Origin of the sequence: Paenibacillus sp. FSL R7-0179 (assembly GCF_038002265.1) — a bacterium.
GTDB lineage: Bacteria > Bacillota > Bacilli > Paenibacillales > Paenibacillaceae > Paenibacillus_AQ.
Map to the genome: position 1 here is coordinate 168,268 of NZ_JBBOCC010000001.1, position 18,839 is coordinate 187,106.

Here is an 18,839-nt window from a genome sequence, read left to right on the forward strand (position 1 = left end):
CATATAAGGCCTGCCCCTTCTTTTAAGCTGGTTATCCAGTGATAATATTCAGAATTTCCTTGGTGAAGGTAATGATAATTCCCCCAGCCAAGGTCAAAAATCCGTTAGCTCGCTGTGACGGATCATGTGACTTAAAGGATAGTCCCACCTGCACCACACCAAAGCCTAAAATAATCATGCCAATCGCCCTAATTAGGCCAAAAATGAAATTGGATAAATTATTAACGGCGGACATAGGATCACCTGCTGCATAGGCAACAGATGAAAAAACCGCACTAAGTATAGTGAAGATGTATAGTCCTAACAGCCACTTGCGTTTCGTGTTTCCCTTCATGCCATTCTACCTCCCTGGTCTACTAGACTTGCCTCCACTTCCTCCTCGGAAAGCAGCTCGTACTCTCCATCCTCATGCAGCGTGATAGAGCGCCAATCCCTTGCATGCTCTGTGCCTCCGTGTTTAAAGGGTGGCTGTTCTCCATCTGCTGTATAGAGAATATTTGGATGCTTCAATAAATCGTATTTGTCGTCCTGTACTGGATACTCCCCACGGATGAACAGTAGTGCATAGCGGTTATCCAGCAGCCGTACCTCATCTGGAGTGAGCAGCTCACGTCCCGATTGCTGATAATTAATGGAGTAGCTCCCGCTGCGTCCTTTACTCTGACCGTACGTATTCGTATCAATCGTTTCCTTACCAAGCAGCTCGGACACGTATTTATGCGTGGACTGCTCATTTCCCCCTAAATACAAAAACACATCGCAGTTGCCTACGATGGATTCCCAGCTATCCTTATAAAGTGCCTTGAGCTGCGCCAGATTTTGCAAAATGATAGATACGGAAATCTCCCGACTGCGCATCGTGGATAGAAGCTTATCAAATTCGTCTGGCAAGGCAACATTCGCAAATTCGTCCATAACAAAATGAACATGTGTGGGCAGGCGGCCTCCATGACGATAATCAGCCTCATACATTAAGGCTTGGAAAAGCTGCGTATACAGCATGCCTACAATAAAGTTAAAGCTGCTATCGTTGTCAGGAATGACAGCAAATAACGCTGTCTTTCTCGTTCCAATCGTGGATAAGCCCAATTCATCAACCAAGCTCATACCTGCTATCGTATGCAGGTTGAATTTTTCCAGCCGTACACCAAGTCCAATCAAAATCGACTTTGCCGTTTTTCCAGCAGCCAGCTTGAAGATGTTATACTGCTTCACTGCTAGATGATCAGGGTCACGCATCTCCAGCCGTTCAAATAGCTCATCAAGCGGACTCTGATAGGTTTCATCCTCCTCACGCACCTCTGCCGCTGCAATCATCTCCATTACCATTGGAAAGTTCTGCTCCTCTGGCGGTGCTTCATAGAGCAGGTACAGAATGAGCGCTTCGAGCAGCGCCGTTTCAGAGCGTTCCCAAAACGGATCATTGGTGCTGCTGCCCTTGGGCGTTGTGTTGCGAATCAAATTTGTGACCAGCTTCAGTACATCCTTGTCATCCTGCAAATAGGCAAATGGATTGTAGCCATGAGAGCGATGAGGATTAATCAAATCCAGCACTCGAATGTCATAGCCTTGTGTCTGTAGCAGATGGCCTGTGTCCCTTAAAATCTCCCCTTTAGGATCAAGAACGACATAGGAGGTAGCGGTCTGCATGACGTTAGGCTTGGCATAAAATCGGGTTTTCCCTGCACCAGATCCTCCGACTACCAGCACGTTTAAATTACGACGATGCTTTCGCCCATCCAAGCCGATCCGTACACGCTGAGTTAAAATTTTGTTTTGCTCTGACTTCTTACTGCGATATTTGCTATTGATTGTTTTTGCCCTCCCCCAGCGTGCGCTACCATGCTCCTCCCGGCGGCGGTAGTTACGAGGAGATGCTAAATAAATACCCGCACCCAAGCCATAGGAAAGGATAAAGATAAATAAGCTACGCGGTGTATCCTCTACCCATTGAATATGAAAGGGCCGCTGGAAAGCTTGATTTAAATGTGTAATGATACCAAGCACTCCCTCTGACAAAGCTGGTGCTGCCAGTAAAGCCAGCCAAATGACGGGAACAAAAAAAGCCGCAAAGAGTAATAGGTTACTCCTTACGGCTCTATCGCGCTTCATGGCGTTTCCATCGCTTCTGCTTTTGATACGGGGCTTCAATGGCCTTTAACAATAAATCATCGACGGCATCTGTTGGACGCTTCTCACCAATTAAATCATTACGTAAGCTATGCAGTGCGTGCACCACAATACCATGCTCGTAATGATCCAGGCTTAGCGTCCGTTCATGCTGCTCCTTCATAGGCACTCCCTCCTGTTTTAAGATTATAGCTAGCGAGTAGGCTCCGAACGCTTAGCTTGTCGCTGCTGCTGTGAGAGCTGGCGATTCATTCGGACAATGCTGGGCTGCGCAGCTTCCTTCATGCAAGTCAGTTCTGCACGCAATTGCTGCGGCTCCATTTTACCTAGCAGATCAGGTGCACGTTGAAAGGAAAAGCTGCTGGTAGAAAATCCGAATTGCTTGCTCAGCATATAAGCCGCACAATACGCATGAAAGCTGCTTTCGGAACGAGCGTATTGTCCGTTGCCCTTATCCATCTCCGCATGTGCAAGCTCCTGTGTTAGCGCACGAAAAATATCGCCTGCTTCAAGTCCGCGGCGAATCATAATACTTCTTGTATCTGGTTGATACAGCGCATGCTTCTCTGATGGCAAGCTGTCGCTCATTGTAATTGGAACGGGCGCGCGTTCAATTAGTGCCTTAATTTTTGCTCGTTCATCAGGCATCATGTGCCGCTCCCGTTTTTGAAGCGCTGTGGTCTGCGAAATATCAAACATCCTCTTTGGATTATAGCTAATGGCGGTACTCCCATCCTCCCGCTTGTAGCTCTCCCCTGGCTCCAGAATATAAAAACCGGTTTCCTTCCTGCGGATAAAGACGCCCTGTTCCTTCCAGCTTTCAAAATCAGCAATACGAGTTGCTTCTGGCCGTTGTGCCAAAATGAGCAACGTATTTGCCACACTGTAGCGGTCAAAACGGCTCTGCACATCCAAATACTGTTGAAATTCCTCACCACTTTGAGCAATGTGTAGCGAGGTCGAATCTATGGTGTCATACGTCCACTGCCGCAGCTCCTGCTTTTTTTGCACCCATGCCTCTTTATTAAAGGCCTGATTGTGACGGTCAGTTGTTGTAGGAATGGATGCTTCTTCTCTGAATAAATCATCCAGCCCACTCATTTCGTCTTCCCTCGCTTTCTTCCTCCATCACCCTTTCCCTTGGTGCTTTTTGCCTTCCCTGCTGGTTGGCGATTTTTTCTGGAGGGTAGTGGGTCCTCATGCACTAACGTCTGCTTCTCCTTATTGGCCTTACGGTTTTCTTCTCTAATTTCTCGTAATAGCTGTCGAATGGAGATTCGTTCTGGCTCCTTTGCAGGCTGCGCATCAGGGGTATCCTTTACGGTAGCCTCGCTGCGTTCGGAGATAGGCTCTAACGGATGGGAGGGCTTCTCCCCCAAGGTCCTCTCCTCCACGCTTGGCTCCTTCATCACCGGCTGCTCTTCCTGAATGGGAGATTCCTCCGGTGCTTGAGGCTTTCCCATCAGCTCGTCCAAAAAATCCTCCGTATTCACCTTCTCCAACTCGTCTGAAGCCGCTGTTGCCTCTGCTTCCTGTGAATGGATGTGCTCCTCTACTCGTAGCTCTTGCTCCTGCTGCGATGAGGCACTTTCCCGCGACTTCTCAATTTCACTTTTAATGCTTGCTGTGTCTACCGTTGCCAGCTTAAATCGCTCTACAATCCGATTGATTTTTGAAGCATCCTCCGCTCGAACCATAATGTCACATAAGCCATCCACATTTTTTTTGTCACGCAACGCGCAGTACAATACACCATACCGCTTTGCTTCCGTACAGAAGGTTTCGAGATCCGCATTCCTGACCGCAAACACCTTGAGTTCCTTGCCGCTGCGCAGCAGACTCTCCAAGCGAATGCTGCCCTTTGTTCGCTTTTGCCCCTGCAGGGCTGCAAATAGATATACAGCCAGGTGCTTAGCGCCTTCTCCTGAAATTTTGGCCATCACCTCGATGCTGCGTAGACTCATATTCACGACCTGATTGGCTGCCTCTGCTTCGGTGCTCATTCTTCTGCTCCTCCTTTCGCCCTGCTTCTTGCTCTTGCCTTAGCGTAGTCTGCATGTCCGCAGAACGTACCAGTATTCCCTCGCCAAGCCTCACCTCCCTTCGTAGTACAGAGAGCTGCTTCGTTAAATCAGCTATATTCGCCTTGTAGCTTAGTCGCTGTTCATTATCCCTGCAGCGGCGAATTCGATGATAAAGTCCCCTTCGTCCCGTTTTTAGCAGCTCCATCTGCATACTCACCTCAGATAGGTAAAGCTCAAGCTGTTCCCTTGTCGAAATCTTCTTTTCGCTAAGCAAACTGGCTTGTGCAGTCAGCAGCGACATCCTTCGCACATCCTCACGCAAACGAAAGGTTGGTCTTTTAGCTGTCTTACGATTGGAGGGAATAATGCCCATTTGATACAGGTACTTTACATATAAGCCCTGTAAGCCTTGAAGCTTGCGACTGCCGGCCACTTTCCCGTACAGGATACCCTTTCGTTTTCGTGGTGGTAGAGCTGGCATTGCTTGCTTGGGAGCTTTGTTTTGGAGAATACGCTGCTTGAGTGCCTCTTCGCTGTACGATTCTCCAAGACTACGCAAACGAACAAAGCGCTGCTTACTTGGAGGACGGATTGCCCAAAGCTTTGCCGTTGTCTTTACCTCGTATCCCTTCTTTTGTAATTGCGAAAAAAACTGTGTCATAGTCATCGCGGCAGTCAGCGCCTGATCCACATCCTCACGAATGAGTCCTCGCCAGGTTGGACGCTTTTCACGCTCTGCTCTCCATTCTCCATAATGTGTAGCCCTTCCGTGTTCGGGCTGTGTAATAACTGACAATGCATGCTCTCTGCAAAGCCGATCCGAGGTTTGACGGAGCAGTGCATAGGAGGCCTTGTTATCGTAGTAGCGCTTGCCATCAAAAAAAGAAACAGCATTTAGCACAAAGTGATTGTGTAAATGCTGCTTGTCCAGATGGGTCGATACCACCACCTCAAAGCGCTCTCCCCATAGCTCCTGCGCCAGCTTCATTCCGATAGCATGGGCAATTTCCGGTGTTGCTTCACCGGGTGCAAAGGATTGATAGCCGTGAAAGGCCAGAATGCCCTCCGTCTTTTGGAATTGTCTTTTTGTTCGTTGCATCTGCTCATATGCAGTAAGCGGATCACAATTGATGCCACTCACATATAGCTGCTTTTCCGTTTTGCTGCTGTCTTGTACGTAATTCAAGGCTTGCTCTAGGCCGCTTTCTATTGCTTGAGATAAATATGTTTTTTCAGGATTAGCAACGTAGTCAATGACTCGCTTTAGCCGATCTGTCACATCCCAAATGGCTGTTGTAGCCAATGACACACCTCCTTACTTATGGTGAAGGTGTTGAGTTTAAGCTTGCCCGTTTTTCTGGAGCGGTTACTGCCTGTTGAATATGCTGGACTGATTTCCGAAGTCGGTCGGCCTCCTGTTGAAAAACAAATGTATCCAAATGTCCAGTTGCATTAGCCTTGGCTGCAAGCTGGTTTAAGTTGTTCCCAATAGCATGAAGCTCTCTTGTCATGGCATAGTAGTCTGGAGGAGGCAACTCTTTAGGAGAATATCCTTGAATCAATAAACGAATAAATGCTTCTCTGGAAAGACCAGAGCTTTGAACCTGCGAAAGCAAACGTTTATTCTCCTTTTCATTGAGCCGAATTACAACTCGGATGTCTCGTTTTCTCAACAATGCGCCCTCCTTTTTTTAATAATATGTCTTAAAACCAATGCTTCTATAATGAAAGCAAATATGCAAAAAACATTGTCATTCTGTAGGGGTATTAGGGGCTATGCCCCTAACAAGCGAATTTGGGCAACCAAATTCAGTGCTTGCTACAACACGAGACAGTTGTCTCGTGTTGTCCTAAAACATACCTGCCGAAAAAAATCATCTACAGCAAAAAGACGCCGATTCAATCAGTACCGGCGCCTTCCATATTTTTAAGTCTCTTTACAAATCCCTAATCACCTGCATAATATTTTCACCTTACACTCTCAACAGTTCTTATCATTTCCTGTTCAGATACAGGTTCGGTAAATTGAACAGAATAGGAGAAGCCGTCACTTTGCCAGATCGCAAGTACATAATGATTATCGTTTCCTTTCAGCGTTACATGGCTTCTATTAATAGTGATGTCCTTCTTGCTAGTATTCTCTGCGTAATCTCCACTCACATCCTCATTACGTGAGGACATCCTGAACACAAGTTGTTGTTGTTCACCACTATAGATAATTTCCCCAAGATCATTCCAATAGGATGTATATTTGACTTGCTTAACACTAAATAAAGGATCGGTGATTTCCTTCATGGTAAAACCGACACCCTTGGATAGCTGCTCGATCGATTGAACTTCAACAATATCGGGTGTCACCAAAACTGGTGGTTCATTGGTTGTTTGCATTACGTTGTGAATCACCACTGAACCTACGAGCAAAAACAGAAAGCAAGCAGCTATAGTCATATACCTTTTGTAATTCGGAAAGTGTATGACCTTCTTTGGCTTCTGTTCCCAATCAAGCTGCTGAAGATGGTTCAGAATGCGTGTCTGCATTTCTGCAGTAACTTCAATCTTTTCCATCACTTCATTGTACTTATTCTCCAAAATCATACACCTCCTTCAGTACAAGCTTTAGTTTGGATCTAGCACGTAGCAGCAAGGAGCGCACCGTTGCCTCTCTTTTGGATAATACCGAAGCAATTTGAGCTGTAGAATAACCCTCGTGATAATAGAGATGCACCACTTCACGATAAGTAGTGGGGAGCTGCTTTACTGCCTCCCACACAAAAGCAAGATCCTCTGCTTCACTTGCTACTAAACCTTCATTCAAATCGTCCGTCCTTCGGATTTTATTGTATTTAATCTTATTTTTGCTAATGTTCATGGCAACCCGCAAAAACCATGCCTTTTCATGCTCCGTGGATTTAAGGTGAGGCTGTGTTCTAATATATTGAATCAATGTATCCTGCAAAACGTCCTCTGCATCGCTCATATTATGCAAATAGGAGTATGCTATACGAAGTACACTACTCCCGTAGAGGGACATGAGTTGCTTCGCTTGCTCATTTACCTGTACAGACTGTAATTCCCCCTGCATAGGGATTATCTTGCTATCACTACTCATGGATATCGTAGAAAGCAAATAGTAGAATAGAGAGTCGATACCTCTTTTTAAAAGCATCAACATTTCCCGAAGCAGACTGTAGCCCCTGTACACATCAATCATTTCATCACCTTCCTCAATTTCTGTTGTAATTGACAGTTTCTTCATCCCCATTTTATAGTACAACTCTCATAGAGAGATTCGATTTTCATTAGCCTCACTGTCTTACCTCATCAATAACCTTAGGAGCCAGTAACCAAAAAAGCAATTTCCCCATAGTGTATTTCAGTAATTCAATATATTCTTCTTTTTCTATTTCACCGCCAAAAATCAACATCTCATAGGTATCTCCTCTTTCAATACTTGAAAGCGAAGCTTCCTTGTAACCATGTCGCACGTAAAATTTTTTCCTTCTTTCTCTCTCAGCTTGATTTGCAGCCATTACTTGTGTAGATTCAACGTTTAATATGATACGCTTATCTGAATATCGTTCATTCATTAATTGAAGCACTTTACTCCCATAGCCATTTCCACGGAAAATTTCATCAATTGCAAAATAAAGAATAAAAACCAGTTCTTTATAGTGAACAACAAAGAGAAACCCTACAAACAAATCACGATCCGTGACGAGCAGCAGCTCCATCTTATTCTCATCACAAAGCTTTAGCAGTAGTTTAAACGGGATTCGTTCCTTCTTAGGAAAGCTGTTTATATACAGTTTGTTAACTAAAAATATAGAAAGCTGGTTATCTTCTGGGAGTAACGTGCTTAATGCCACCATGAATGGAATCCTTTCTCTTTCTTGCTATTTCCTACAAATATACTTCTATATTGAGGATGACGGTTCTGTAGTAAACAGCGCCGCCATCCTCTTATATCTTTTGTTTAATTAACGAATCGCTTCAATCATCGTACTGATAGCAGCAGCATCGAGGGCAACTCCACCACTACTAGCTGTAATGGAATAGCTGTACTCCCCTTCTGTCCATGTCGCCACTTGAATATTTCCGTTATTCCCCTTGGTTGCTACCTTCTTATCACCAACCGTCAGCGATTTGCTTTCGCTGTATTCATTATAGTCACCACTAATATCTTCGTTGCCTTTTGCTTTGCGAATCGTTAGTTGTTCATTAGCAGTTTGATAAATAACCTGAATCATGTCCTTTTCAACAGCCTCTATCAGTTCCTGCGTATAGCCTGCAGGCATTTTATCAGGCAGTGTCAGGGTTAGATCAGCGAATGCTTCTGCCTTTGCAAGAGTATTGAATTTATGAAAAGGACTTGGAATTTCGACATCTCCACCAATGCCTCCTGTACTATTCATGCTGTTAATCATATCGCTTAACGTCGCACTGTCAAGTCCGGTGCTATCAGTAATAGCATACGTATAATTCCCTTCAGTCCAGGTTGCATTGTGTATTTTACCGTTCTCACCTTTTGTTTTCACCTTTAGTTTCCCAATGGTGATTTCTTTTGCTTCTGTATATTTGTTGTAATCGCCACTAATATCCTCACTGCCTTTTGCCTTACGAATCGTCATGTCGCCATTGTCAGATTGATAAATAATCTGAATCATATTTTTTTCAACAGCCTCTATCAGCTTTTGTGTATAACCGGCAGGTAAACTGGTAGGCAATGTGATAGTAAGACCAGCAAATGTCTCAGCTTCTGTTAAAGTTTTAAACTCATGAAAAGGACTTGGAATTTCGACATCTCCACCAATCACTTGCTTGCTTTCTTGAGCTTGAGATTTGTTTTTTGCTGGCTCCATATTGGAGCAGGCTGTGAAGGACATCAACATCATACCGCTAAGTGCAATAGCTACCATTTTTTTCATTTCTATAACTCCCTCTCGTGTTTGGTTTTATTTTTCCACATTTTTTTGTGGTTCTGCCATATACACAAATGAAAAGGGGATTATGTTGCAATGGAGTGAAAATTATTTAATTCAGTTTTTCTGAGTATCCTTGCTTCACTTTTCCATTAACTTAATCCACTATTAAGTTGTTGTTTTGTAGTTATCGCTGATTATGAACCTTCCTTAGCTGTTGACTACGAAAACAGAGTAATTCCTCATTTACATCCTTTCCAGTTGTAGGTGATTCATCCATAACAATAAGCTGAGAGGATAACAACACTTGAATAGTTGCCGTTGCCATTCTCCCTGCCTCATCATTATCTAAATGCAGCACCAGTCGTCTAATTTCAGGGCGAGCATTTAAATACTGGGTTAAGGCTGCTGGAGCATCCACCTGTTCCTTGCCCACTGATGGCTTGTAGATACCACCCAATGAAAGCAAATGCATCTGCCTCCAATCCGAGCCTTTCAGCTTTGCTAGCGTGCAGTACGATAGCAAATCAATTGCACTCTCAAACAAATGAAGATTTTCCCCGTCATCTTTTGCCGCAATAGAAAAGGAGTAGCGCTTATCGCTACCCCCTACCTCGCCCATATATTTTGTTTTACTTGTGCCACGGATAGCCGCATAGCGGGGAACATCTTGCAGATCAAAGCCAACAAAAACAGCATTATGGTAAGGATGGCTTTCATACAGTCGCCCGGATACAATACAAAATTCAATGATACTTTGTTCAATCCCTCGTTTTTTTAAATAAGTAATGACACGCTGATTGCTGCCACTTCGCTCCGGAAGCTTAAATTCCTTACTAGAAGAAGTTAAGATATCATGCTGAACATCCCTATGCGGTCTTTCTATTGAAGCCTGCCCTGTTAGTTCAAGCACAGCTTCTAGAAAGGTTAATCCCTTGACTTTAATGAGGTAGTCTAATGCAGAACGACCTCCGATTCCCCGAGACCACCAGAACCATTTCCCATTGGAGATTTTTAGACTGTCGTGGGTTCGAGTGCAGTACACGTTGCGAGAGCATCGAACCAGTTCGTAAGGCTCGTACACTTGTAAATATGTCAGCAAATCAAGCTGCTTCGCCTGTTCAATTTGCTCTTTACTTACGTAGCTCAAGGCAGCTCCCCCCAATCCCTTAAACGTAATTTTGGAAAAAAGAAAGACAGCCCTGCGGCTGCCATGAATTTGCATTATAAATTGTATGGTAAGCACTACGCTTTGAGTTACTGCCTCAATTCCTTTATCTCTTCAACCGTTAAGCCAGTTGCCTCCGAAATGGTTTGCAAATCCACACCTCTGTCCAAAAGTCGAATCGCAATTTCTTTGCTGGTTTCAGTCTTGGCCCCTTCGATTCGGGAATGCTCATCGCTTAGTGCCTTCATTCGGGCATCATAAGCCAGGCGTGCGGCGGTATCCTGGCTCAGAAACTCCAGTGTATCCATTGCTTTTTTCAGCATTGGCTCCTTCATCGTTAGCACCTCCCAATTGGATTTATCGACTCCCTTTAAAAACAACAGCCAGTTCACCAGTCCGCCTTCTCCAAGCTCTGCCGAATGCTCGCTCAGCTTGGTCAACTCCATGATGTGAATTTCAATGTCATCCACCAATTGAATTCCGGTGCGATCCTCTCGCAAATGAAATACGTTATGATAACGGTCGTTAGGCAGACAGGAGTAATTCAGTATATTTATGGTTACACATTTCTTTAATGTATTGTAATTTCCACCCTTAGGTATCTGATGATAGTACATTTCTGACCAATAAAACAGCGTTCGTTTTTCCATATGATACGGGTTAAATAATTGCATTTCGATATTCAAAAGCTCACCCTTGGCTGTCTTTGCCTTAATGTCCATAATGGACTGCTTGTCATTTGGACTGTCTGGCTCGGTGTACGGATTAAGCAGCACAATTTCAGTCAGTGGTGGTTCACCCGCCTCGCGGAAGGTGCTGTTCAAAAAGGCCAGCAGCACATCCTTGTTATGCTCGCTGCCGAAGATTCGTTTAAAAATAACATCTACACGCGGATCAAGCAATTCCAGCATGGGCCTCTCACTCCATTCCTAACTATCTTCATTATACCATTGTATCCTTTATAGTTGAATATACTCACCTTGGCTGGTTCGATTAGAGCACACCTATTTTTTTAAAGTAGGAATAACAGTCGGCATGACCCTGCATGTAAATGGCTGCTCGCTCCATCTGATCAAGCTCATCCCCAAGCGCTTTACTTAATAACCAAGCTTCAAAGTCCTCTTGATTTGGAAACAAGGTCCGATTGCCCTCCGATACGTTTTGGATCAACGGATGCTGCTGTAACAGAAGCGAACGCTGCTCCCCTAGCTGTCGGTATGCCAATTCACTTGCACGCAGCCGACTGACCACTTCATTTTCTATTTCACTAAAGCCCATTTTTAATAGCTCTGTCCATAGCTCCAATGCATACACACCCCTCCCTGTCTCCACTATACAAAAGCCAGGCTAGGAGATCGAATGTGTCAAACGAATTATCTCTCCCTATGAGGGGGCCTGCGAGTTGACTCCTGCTGCTCATCGGGAACAGTATCTACTCCTTCATTTTCTCGTTTGTCCATATTCAATAAGATGTTTAACTCGGCAAGTCGCTTAGCTTTCTCCTGTAGCTCCTGCTCTTTTTCAAATGGCATAACCACCTGCTCCTTGGCGGTATCCACCTGCTGGTACAGTGTTGTTAGTTGTTGTCTAGCATATTGCAGCTTGCTTGGCAGGTCGGACAACACATTGTTTAAGCGTGTCATGTTGCCCCCACCGTCTGATCCCAATGAAACAGTATGACCAAGCGTGCCGCGAAGCGTTGCCTTATATTCCTTTTGAAAGCTGTCAAAGGACAGCCATAAGCTGAAGTCCAAATAATTGCCAATCTCCTGTGGATCTGGCGATGTCATTTTCTTGCATGCCTCTAGCAAGGCTACGCCTGCTTTCACCCTTTCCATATAGCTAATTCCTTCAATAACTATACCAGGAAAGACTGAGTCATCCCCATATTTTTGAATAGCCAGTTTGAACAAGGCTACGTCCTTCTCCAAGCCCGCAATTCTCTCTTCTGTGGACTTAATTTGCACAGGCAGTATTTTGAGAAGCCTATCCTCCAGTGCATATCGCTGGCTTAAATGATTGGCCTTTAGCAGCTTTAGCTTGGATACCTGAATATCTAAATCCATCTTTTCCTTAATGTACGGGTTGCCTGTCGCCAGCGCCTTTACCTCAGCATAGGACAACGCTGTTTCATCAATATCCTCCGCAGAGCGTACAGGGGACTTACTGGTCATAATTTGGGAGATAAAGCGCTGCTTGTTCTCTAGCGTCTGATACATATAAGCATCAAACGTATTCTCGGTGACGTAGCGAAAAATATGAACCTCGTCGTTCTGATTACCTTGCCGAATAATTCGTCCACTACGCTGCTCCAGATCTCTTGGACGCCACGGACAATCCAGGTCATGAAGTGCAATCAATTTTGTCTGCACATTGGTACCCGCGCCAAGCTTGGCGGTTGAACCAAGCAAAATCCGCACCTGCCCGACCCGCACTTTAGCAAATAACTCCTTCTTTTGTACATCTGTATTGGCTTGATGAATATAGGCAATTTCCTCTGCCGGCACACCTTTTTCTATTAGCTTTCGCTTTAACTCATCATACACATTGAATGTACCATCCGTTTTGGGGGTAGACAGGTCGCAAAATACAAGCTGTGTGAGTTGTTCCTTCGATCCGTCTAACCAATGCTGATAGACATTGCTTGCACAAGCGCTCACCTTGCTGCTCTCATCATCAGGAAGTATTGGATTAGCCAATCGCTGGTCTAAAGCCAGCTTGCGTCCATCATTTGTAATCTTGAGCATGTTGTCTTCGTGAGGCTCGATCACCTTAGCACGAACCTTTTCTGCACGCTCTGATAGCTCTGCTACCATGTTCTTTTGAAATTCACTCGGTGGTACAGCAACATTATGAAAATATGCCTTTGGCACAGGAAGCTGGAGCATGTCTGCTGTTTGAATGTCCGCAACTTCCTTAAACATATTCATTAGCTCGGGCAAATTGTAAAAGCGAGCAAACCTTGTTTTCGCTCTATACCCTGTTCCTTCCGGCGCAAGCTCAATAGCGGTAACTGTCTCACCAAATGTGGACGCCCAGGAATCAAAATGCTGCAATCCCTGCTTTTGTAGCCGTTCATATTGGAGGTAGCGCTGCATCGTATACATTTCAGTAATGGAGTTGGAGATGGGGGTGCCTGTTGCAAAAACAACCCCGCGCCCCTCTGTCAGCTCATTCAAATAACGGCACTTCGCAAACATATCGGAGGACTTCTGAGCCTCTGTTTGGGATAAACCCGCTACATTACGCATTTTGGTATACAAAAACAGGTTCTTGTAGGAATCAGCCTCATCCACGAACAGCCGATCCACGCCAAGCTCCTCAAAGGTAACAACATCATCTTTTCGGCTCGTATCATTCAGCTTCTCCAGCTTGACCTGAAGTGTTTTTTTGGTCTTCTCTAGCTGCTTAATCGCATAGCGCTCACTTTTAGCTTCCTTCAACTCCCGAATACCACTCGTAATTTCAACAATTTGATCATGCAATTGCTGACGCTGACGTTCTGTTGAAATCGGAATCTTTTCAAACTGTGAGTGGCCTATAATAATGGCATCATAATCTCCTGTAGCAATTCGAGCGCAAAAACGCTTGCGATTTTTAGTTTCAAAATCCTTTCTCGTCGTTACTAAAACATTAGCTGAGGGATAGAGCTGCAAAAACTCTGCTGCCCACTGCTCGATTAAGTGATTGGGGACAACAAACATACTTTTGTTACATAATCCCAAATGCTTACTTTCCATTGCCGCAGCAGTCATTGCAAAGGTCTTCCCCGCGCCCACACAATGTGCAAACAACGCATTTCCCCCATATAAGGCACGAGCAACTGCATTAATTTGGTGCTGTCTCAGTCCAATTTCCGGATTCATACCCTTAAAGCGAATATGACTGCCATCATATTCGCGCGGCCTAATCGCATTAAATCGCTCATTGTAAAGCTGTGTTAATCGTTCCCTTCGCTCAGGCTCCTTCCATATCCACTCCTGAAAGGTCTCCTTTATTTGCTCTTGCTTTTGCTGAGCGATTGCCGTTTCCTGCCTGTTTAGCACTCGCTTTTCTACCCCGTCCTCAACCACCGTATCAAAGATACGTACATCCCGCAGGTTTAATGTATCCTCCATTATTTTGTACGCACTCAATCGGCTTGTACCATACGTCATATTGGCCTTAATATTATTGCTGCGATCCTCATTCTTGCCGCGTATATTCCATGCAGCTGTATACTCAGAATAAAGCACCTGAATGGACTGCTGGAACATATAGGGCGTATCCAGCAGCTCAAACATAAAGCTGCGGATATCCTCCGCTGGCAGCCAGGTTGCACCCAACCGCACATCAATTTCAGAGGCATCCAAGTCCTTCGGCTGCACCGCTTCAAGCGCCCTGACATTTTCGCCATACCTTGCCTCATCATACGTGGCAAACTGCTTGGCAATTCGCAGCTTACCCCTCACATGACCGGAAAGATAAGCATCAGCCGTTTCATATATCGGATTTCCTTCGACATCCGTTCGTTCTGGATTTGCAAATATGATGCCCTGCAGCTCCTGTATCAGCCGTTCTCTTGTGAAGCCTGTTAAATTCTCCATAAAGAGCAAATCAACACATGCCTTTTCCCCAATAGATATGGAAAGTGCTTCTGCCGCTGTATCTACACGCTCTACGACAGACTGTTGCTTAATCGTTCGCTTGTTGAACATGTCCGCCTTGCGAAGCAGTCGTCCCTCCTCATCCAATATCTCCAGTGAGCAAAGCAAAAAATAGGCGCTATCATCGGAGAAAGCAAGGCTGTTGGCTCGACTATTAATCAAGCCATATTGCTTGGTGAACTGGTCGTACTGCTTCCCCAGCCTTTGCTGCTGCTCACGGATGGCCGACTCACTGTAATCCTCTATCTGATAGTCCATCAGTGTGCGCACCGTTTCCCGTAAAGCCAGTAGCCCCTTAATACGTCCGGTAGCGGTAATTGAGGTATCCACTCGGTGCATACGGCTGTTTTCCCGATAATAAACGCACCCATCCACCAGTGTGTAGCTAAAGTTGCGAACATTTGGAGCAGCAGGTAAAGAGAAGTCTTGTTCATCCGGAAGTTCTTCGCGCTCTAATTCCTGCCACTCTGCATGAATGCCCAGCATGGCTTCCTCTAAAAGCTCGCTTAGGCTTATGTTGGGATGGGGCAGACAGGCTGTTTCTCGCTTATTGCCATACATCCGGTCATCAAAGACCATTGTGCCAAGCACCATTTCAGGATGCGCTGCAAAATACGCATTGATTGGCAAACCATCACCCGTTTCAGCAAGGCTAAGCCATTCCACGCCTTGTTCACTGACAGTAACCATGCGGTCGCGCTTTTGTAAAAACAAGATGTCTGCTGTTACTTCCGTTCCTGCATTAGAGAAGGCATTATTGGGCAGTCTTACGGCACCAAGCATCTCTGCTCTTTCTGCGATGTATTTACGAACCGAAGGATTTTGCTTGTCCATTGTCCCCTTTGAGGTGACAAAGGCAATGATTCCACCAGGTCGTACCTTATCCAACGTTTTGGCAAAAAAGTAATCATGGATTAAGAATTTGTGCTTGTCATACTTTTTGTCGGAAACGCCATAGCCACCAAAGGGTATATTGCCAATGGCAAGGTCAAAAAAGCTGTCAGGCAGTGTCGTTTGCTCAAAGCCACTTACGGTAATGGATGCATCGGGATAAAGCTGCTTAGCTAGCCTGCCTGTAAGGCTATCCAGCTCCACGCCAAAAAGCCGTGAATCCTGAAAGGAATCCGGCACAAGACCCAAAAAGTTGCCTGTTCCACAGGCTGGCTCTAATATATTTCCGCTACGAAAGCCCATTCTCTCCAGGCACTTGTATATCGCTTGAATAACGGTTGGGGGAGTGTAATAGGCATTTAGTGTGGAGGAACGTGCAAGCTCATATTCCTCCGGCTCCAGTATGCTCTTTAACTGATTGTACTCGCTACTCCACTGGGTATTTCCCTCATCAAAGGCTTGCGCTAATCCTCCCCACCCCACATACTGGGCAAGAATTTTTTGCTCCTCAGTGGTGGCCTGACGATTTTCCTCCTCCACCTGCTTTAAAAGCTGAATGGCTTCTATATTGTAGGTAAACTTTACTTTGGCACTACCATGTCCAAGCTCAATATCCTGAATACGAAAATTACCTGGAGCGGGATGGTTTGCATTAGAACCTTTTGTATCCTGGTCTCCTAATGAAGTGTTGCTTATAGCTTGGACTTGTGTTTGCCTGATGTCCTTCTCTTGATTATTCATGCTCTGTAAAGGATCATCTTGGTTATTTTTATTGATAATGGTCTGAGCTTGTTCTTCTCTGTCAAGAAGCCGCCAAAAATCTGAATTTAGCGGATTGATTCGCAAAAGATGCTTGAGCTGCTCATGAGAAACATCCATTGTATAATAGGGGCTATTTGCATCCCGAAGTCGAACAAATTCCTTGGTGAAGAAGGCAATCTCATACTCCGTTTCATCTTCAAATACTGTATCCCCTTGAGAATATATATATCGCTCATATTTGGCTGTATCTTGATTCGTTTGAACAGCTTCATTAGTCACAGCCTCATTATGAACAAGCTCTGCTTCTCCTTGTTCTCTTTGCAGATAGAGAGCGAATTGTTCCTTCTCTGGTTGGGTCAAATAACGTCCAGACGCAATTAATTCACGGATACGCTTTTGTACCTTCATCCAGGACAAGGTGATTTTGTCGTCAGGCTTTCCGCTGAAGCCACGCTCAAGTGTAATCCCCTTCCTGTTATGCCATTCCCTTATTTCCGTACCCGTAAGAATAGGGGCACGACCACCCTCACCGTACTCCTGCTTTAGAAAATCGGCATGCTCCTTGGGAGATAAATGCTGTTGAAAATGAGCAGCAATCCGATACTTGCTATTCTCAAATCCGCTTCCCTGCTGTAATATGGCATCTATGACCGCTTGAGGCAAAGCAAAAGCAGAGGCCTTTTCCGCCTCTGCTTCCTCCATCCATAATAGCTGTTGTTCAACGGTGGGTAATGTCGCTTGCTCTTGAAACTCCTGTAGAAGCAGCATGCTTTGAATATGTCCGGCAATGACGCCCCAATCATAGAAGCCTTGTGCTTCTCGTGCTTCTGCTAATCCTGTCCATAGATGCAGGACATTCGCATAAGGCTCATAGCCGATACGCAGTCCGCTTGCTAGTATAAGCTCCGACGGTTCAGGCTCAAACAGACTTCGTACATACAGTTGCCGTGCTTGCGGCTCATCATTTTGAGCAAAAAACAGTTCAATAGCTGCCTTGCTCTCGCGCAAGGGCGCTATGCGCAGCAGCTCATTAATCGCCTTATAGTCATGAAAAAACGGAAGACGATTGTCCTCCGCACTCCGATCATGCCATTTTAGCTGTAAATCAGCTCCGGCAGTAGAAGCTCCTCCGCCTGTTGCTTGAGGCTGTTCATGTGAGCCGTCCATGCCATCGGCTCGCTCGCCTTGTCTGGTGCTGGCTGCATCAGCAGGAGCTGGCTCATAACGATTTCGAGCTGCTGTCGCAGGGTCTGTTCGATCTCTGTCAGATGGGCCTGTAGCTTGCCCGATAACATTAGACTGGCGTACAAGCCCTTCTGCTGCGTCTGGAGGTAGCTTTTGCGCAGCATCCCATACTTGCCAATCGCCATTACCTCCTCCGACAATACCAGATTTGGAAGCTGGTAGTCCCCTTGACGGGTGTAGCTCAGTTCCATGCTCATCCTTCCCTTCTGTCTTGTTAGCTTTATTGTGCTGGAGCGGTGTTAGTTTTGCAAGGCTGCGGCTCTTATATTGCTGTACGGGGGCACGTTCAACTCGTCGCTGCTCTCGAATGGTTGATTCCAACTCGCGCAGCAGCATTTCTGACACATCGCTGATGGCAGCCCCCAATTGAGATAGGGTAGGCAAGGTATTAAAATAGCCAATACCTGCTAGCTCTTCTTCGCCAATATAGTCCGCGGCAGAAAAGCCACATCGTGTCAGTAGCATATAGCCTACCGCATACTGTGCGTTCAGGCGAAACAACAGCTCTACATGCGATGGCTCCAGCTCTTCCAATAAGCTGAACTCTAGCTCCTTCATTATCGCCTGAACATAATCTGTACTATTGTCCTCTACCGCCTGTTTTGCGGTGGCGATTAGTAATTCAGGTAAGGTGGCATATTCGCCTTCTTGGTCTAGCCTATTGCTTAGTGTTTCGGCAATCGCAGTGTTGTCCTCTGGCCTGAGATGCCAAAGTGTTATCTCCTGTGCCTTGCGGCTTTGCGTATCTGAAATATCAAACACATGGCGAAGACCAAGCGTGCTACCCCGATCCTCAATTAATGCTATGCCTTTGGCTCCACGCTTTACCCAGCGATCCAAGCGCTTATTCCACACCTCTATAGTTGCGCAGGCCGTTGCATCGGGACGCTGTGCAAACAGGAGCAGCTGGTCATGAAAGGGATACTTATAATTCCATGCTGCTGTTCGCAAAAAAGCGCCCCACTGTTCAGGATCATCCGTGACGCTACGAGCCGTTTGTGCAGAAAGCTCCACCATTTGCTGCATTTTTGCAGTCAATGCTCGCCCCTCCCCT

At 45.5% G+C, this 18,839-nt stretch carries 15 protein-coding genes; all 15 read right to left on the reverse strand.

What is annotated here, in order from left to right:
• Positions 1–31 precede the first annotated feature (31 nt).
• The 15 genes from MKX63_RS00690 to MKX63_RS00760 all read right to left on the reverse strand — a co-directional run bounded on the left by MKX63_RS00690 (position 32) and on the right by MKX63_RS00760 (position 18,823).
• The gene (locus MKX63_RS00690) at positions 32–334 is read right to left on the reverse strand and encodes a glutamyl-tRNA amidotransferase (RefSeq protein WP_341014598.1); all 303 of its coding nucleotides are present in this window, start codon (positions 332–334) and stop codon (positions 32–34) included.
• Positions 331–2,112 carry a VirD4-like conjugal transfer protein, CD1115 family gene (locus tag MKX63_RS00695; protein ID WP_341014599.1) on the reverse strand — a complete coding sequence of 594 codons (1,782 nt, stop codon included), beginning with the start codon at positions 2,110–2,112 and terminating at the stop codon, positions 331–333. The genes MKX63_RS00690 and MKX63_RS00695 overlap by 4 nt, the downstream gene beginning before the upstream one ends.
• A complete protein-coding gene (locus tag MKX63_RS00700; protein WP_071639619.1) occupies positions 2,099–2,293 on the reverse strand; it encodes a hypothetical protein in 195 nt (64 codons plus the stop codon). Before MKX63_RS00700 ends, MKX63_RS00695 begins: the two co-directional genes overlap by 14 nt.
• 29 nt (positions 2,294–2,322) lie before the next feature.
• The gene (locus MKX63_RS00705) at positions 2,323–3,231 is read right to left on the reverse strand and encodes a hypothetical protein (RefSeq protein ID WP_341014602.1); all 909 of its coding nucleotides are present in this window, start codon (positions 3,229–3,231) and stop codon (positions 2,323–2,325) included.
• Complete coding sequence (locus tag MKX63_RS00710) at positions 3,228–4,133, reverse strand: PcfB family protein (RefSeq protein ID WP_341014603.1); 906 nt, start codon at positions 4,131–4,133, stop codon at positions 3,228–3,230. Before MKX63_RS00710 ends, MKX63_RS00705 begins: the two co-directional genes overlap by 4 nt.
• Positions 4,042–5,457, reverse strand: coding sequence for a relaxase/mobilization nuclease domain-containing protein (locus MKX63_RS00715; protein WP_341014605.1), 1,416 nt, complete (start codon positions 5,455–5,457; stop codon positions 4,042–4,044). Before MKX63_RS00715 ends, MKX63_RS00710 begins: the two co-directional genes overlap by 92 nt.
• A 16-nt stretch (positions 5,458–5,473) precedes the next feature.
• A complete protein-coding gene (locus tag MKX63_RS00720) occupies positions 5,474–5,827 on the reverse strand; it encodes a plasmid mobilization protein (RefSeq protein WP_341014606.1) in 354 nt (117 codons plus the stop codon).
• A 295-nt stretch (positions 5,828–6,122) separates the two neighbouring features.
• On the reverse strand, positions 6,123–6,743 hold the full coding sequence (locus MKX63_RS00725; protein ID WP_341014608.1) for a DUF4367 domain-containing protein: 621 nt from the start codon (positions 6,741–6,743) through the stop codon (positions 6,123–6,125).
• Entirely contained in the window at positions 6,733–7,428 is a 696-nt protein-coding gene (locus tag MKX63_RS00730; RefSeq protein ID WP_341014609.1) for an RNA polymerase sigma factor, read from the reverse strand. Before MKX63_RS00730 ends, MKX63_RS00725 begins: the two co-directional genes overlap by 11 nt.
• A gap of 31 nt (positions 7,429–7,459) precedes the next feature.
• Entirely contained in the window at positions 7,460–8,023 is a 564-nt protein-coding gene (locus MKX63_RS00735; protein ID WP_341014610.1) for a GNAT family N-acetyltransferase, read from the reverse strand.
• Positions 8,024–8,131: 108 nt separating this feature from the next.
• Positions 8,132–9,079, reverse strand: coding sequence for a hypothetical protein (locus tag MKX63_RS00740; protein ID WP_341014612.1), 948 nt, complete (start codon positions 9,077–9,079; stop codon positions 8,132–8,134).
• A gap of 181 nt (positions 9,080–9,260) precedes the next feature.
• Positions 9,261–10,298 carry a DUF3991 and TOPRIM domain-containing protein gene (locus MKX63_RS00745; RefSeq protein ID WP_341014613.1) on the reverse strand — a complete coding sequence of 346 codons (1,038 nt, stop codon included), beginning with the start codon at positions 10,296–10,298 and terminating at the stop codon, positions 9,261–9,263.
• Positions 10,299–10,330: 32 nt separating this feature from the next.
• Positions 10,331–11,152: an Rpn family recombination-promoting nuclease/putative transposase gene (locus MKX63_RS00750; protein WP_341014614.1), complete on the reverse strand. Its 822-nt coding sequence runs from the start codon at positions 11,150–11,152 to the stop codon at positions 10,331–10,333.
• Between the two features lie 82 nt (positions 11,153–11,234).
• On the reverse strand, positions 11,235–11,546 hold the full coding sequence (locus MKX63_RS00755; RefSeq protein ID WP_341014616.1) for a DUF6664 family protein: 312 nt from the start codon (positions 11,544–11,546) through the stop codon (positions 11,235–11,237).
• 68 nt (positions 11,547–11,614) lie between these two features.
• A complete protein-coding gene (locus MKX63_RS00760) occupies positions 11,615–18,823 on the reverse strand; it encodes an N-6 DNA methylase (RefSeq protein ID WP_341014617.1) in 7,209 nt (2,402 codons plus the stop codon).
• Between the last annotated feature and the right edge of the window lie 16 nt (positions 18,824–18,839).

What these genes read in the sequence shown, in the direction of transcription:
- MKX63_RS00690 (WP_341014598.1), bottom strand. Translation starts at nt 334, where the DNA reads ATGAAGGGAAACACGAAACGCAAGTGGCTGTTAGGACTATACATCTTC.
- MKX63_RS00695 (WP_341014599.1), bottom strand. Translation starts at nt 2,112, where the DNA reads ATGAAGCGCGATAGAGCCGTAAGGAGTAACCTATTACTCTTTGCGGCT.
- MKX63_RS00700 (WP_071639619.1), bottom strand. Translation starts at nt 2,293, where the DNA reads ATGAAGGAGCAGCATGAACGGACGCTAAGCCTGGATCATTACGAGCAT.
- MKX63_RS00705 (WP_341014602.1), bottom strand. Translation starts at nt 3,231, where the DNA reads ATGAGTGGGCTGGATGATTTATTCAGAGAAGAAGCATCCATTCCTACA.
- MKX63_RS00710 (WP_341014603.1), bottom strand. Translation starts at nt 4,133, where the DNA reads ATGAGCACCGAAGCAGAGGCAGCCAATCAGGTCGTGAATATGAGTCTA.
- MKX63_RS00735 (WP_341014610.1), bottom strand. Translation starts at nt 8,023, where the DNA reads ATGGTGGCATTAAGCACGTTACTCCCAGAAGATAACCAGCTTTCTATA.
- MKX63_RS00740 (WP_341014612.1), bottom strand. Translation starts at nt 9,079, where the DNA reads ATGAAAAAAATGGTAGCTATTGCACTTAGCGGTATGATGTTGATGTCC.
- MKX63_RS00745 (WP_341014613.1), bottom strand. Translation starts at nt 10,298, where the DNA reads ATGCAAATTCATGGCAGCCGCAGGGCTGTCTTTCTTTTTTCCAAAATT.
- MKX63_RS00750 (WP_341014614.1), bottom strand. Translation starts at nt 11,152, where the DNA reads ATGCTGGAATTGCTTGATCCGCGTGTAGATGTTATTTTTAAACGAATC.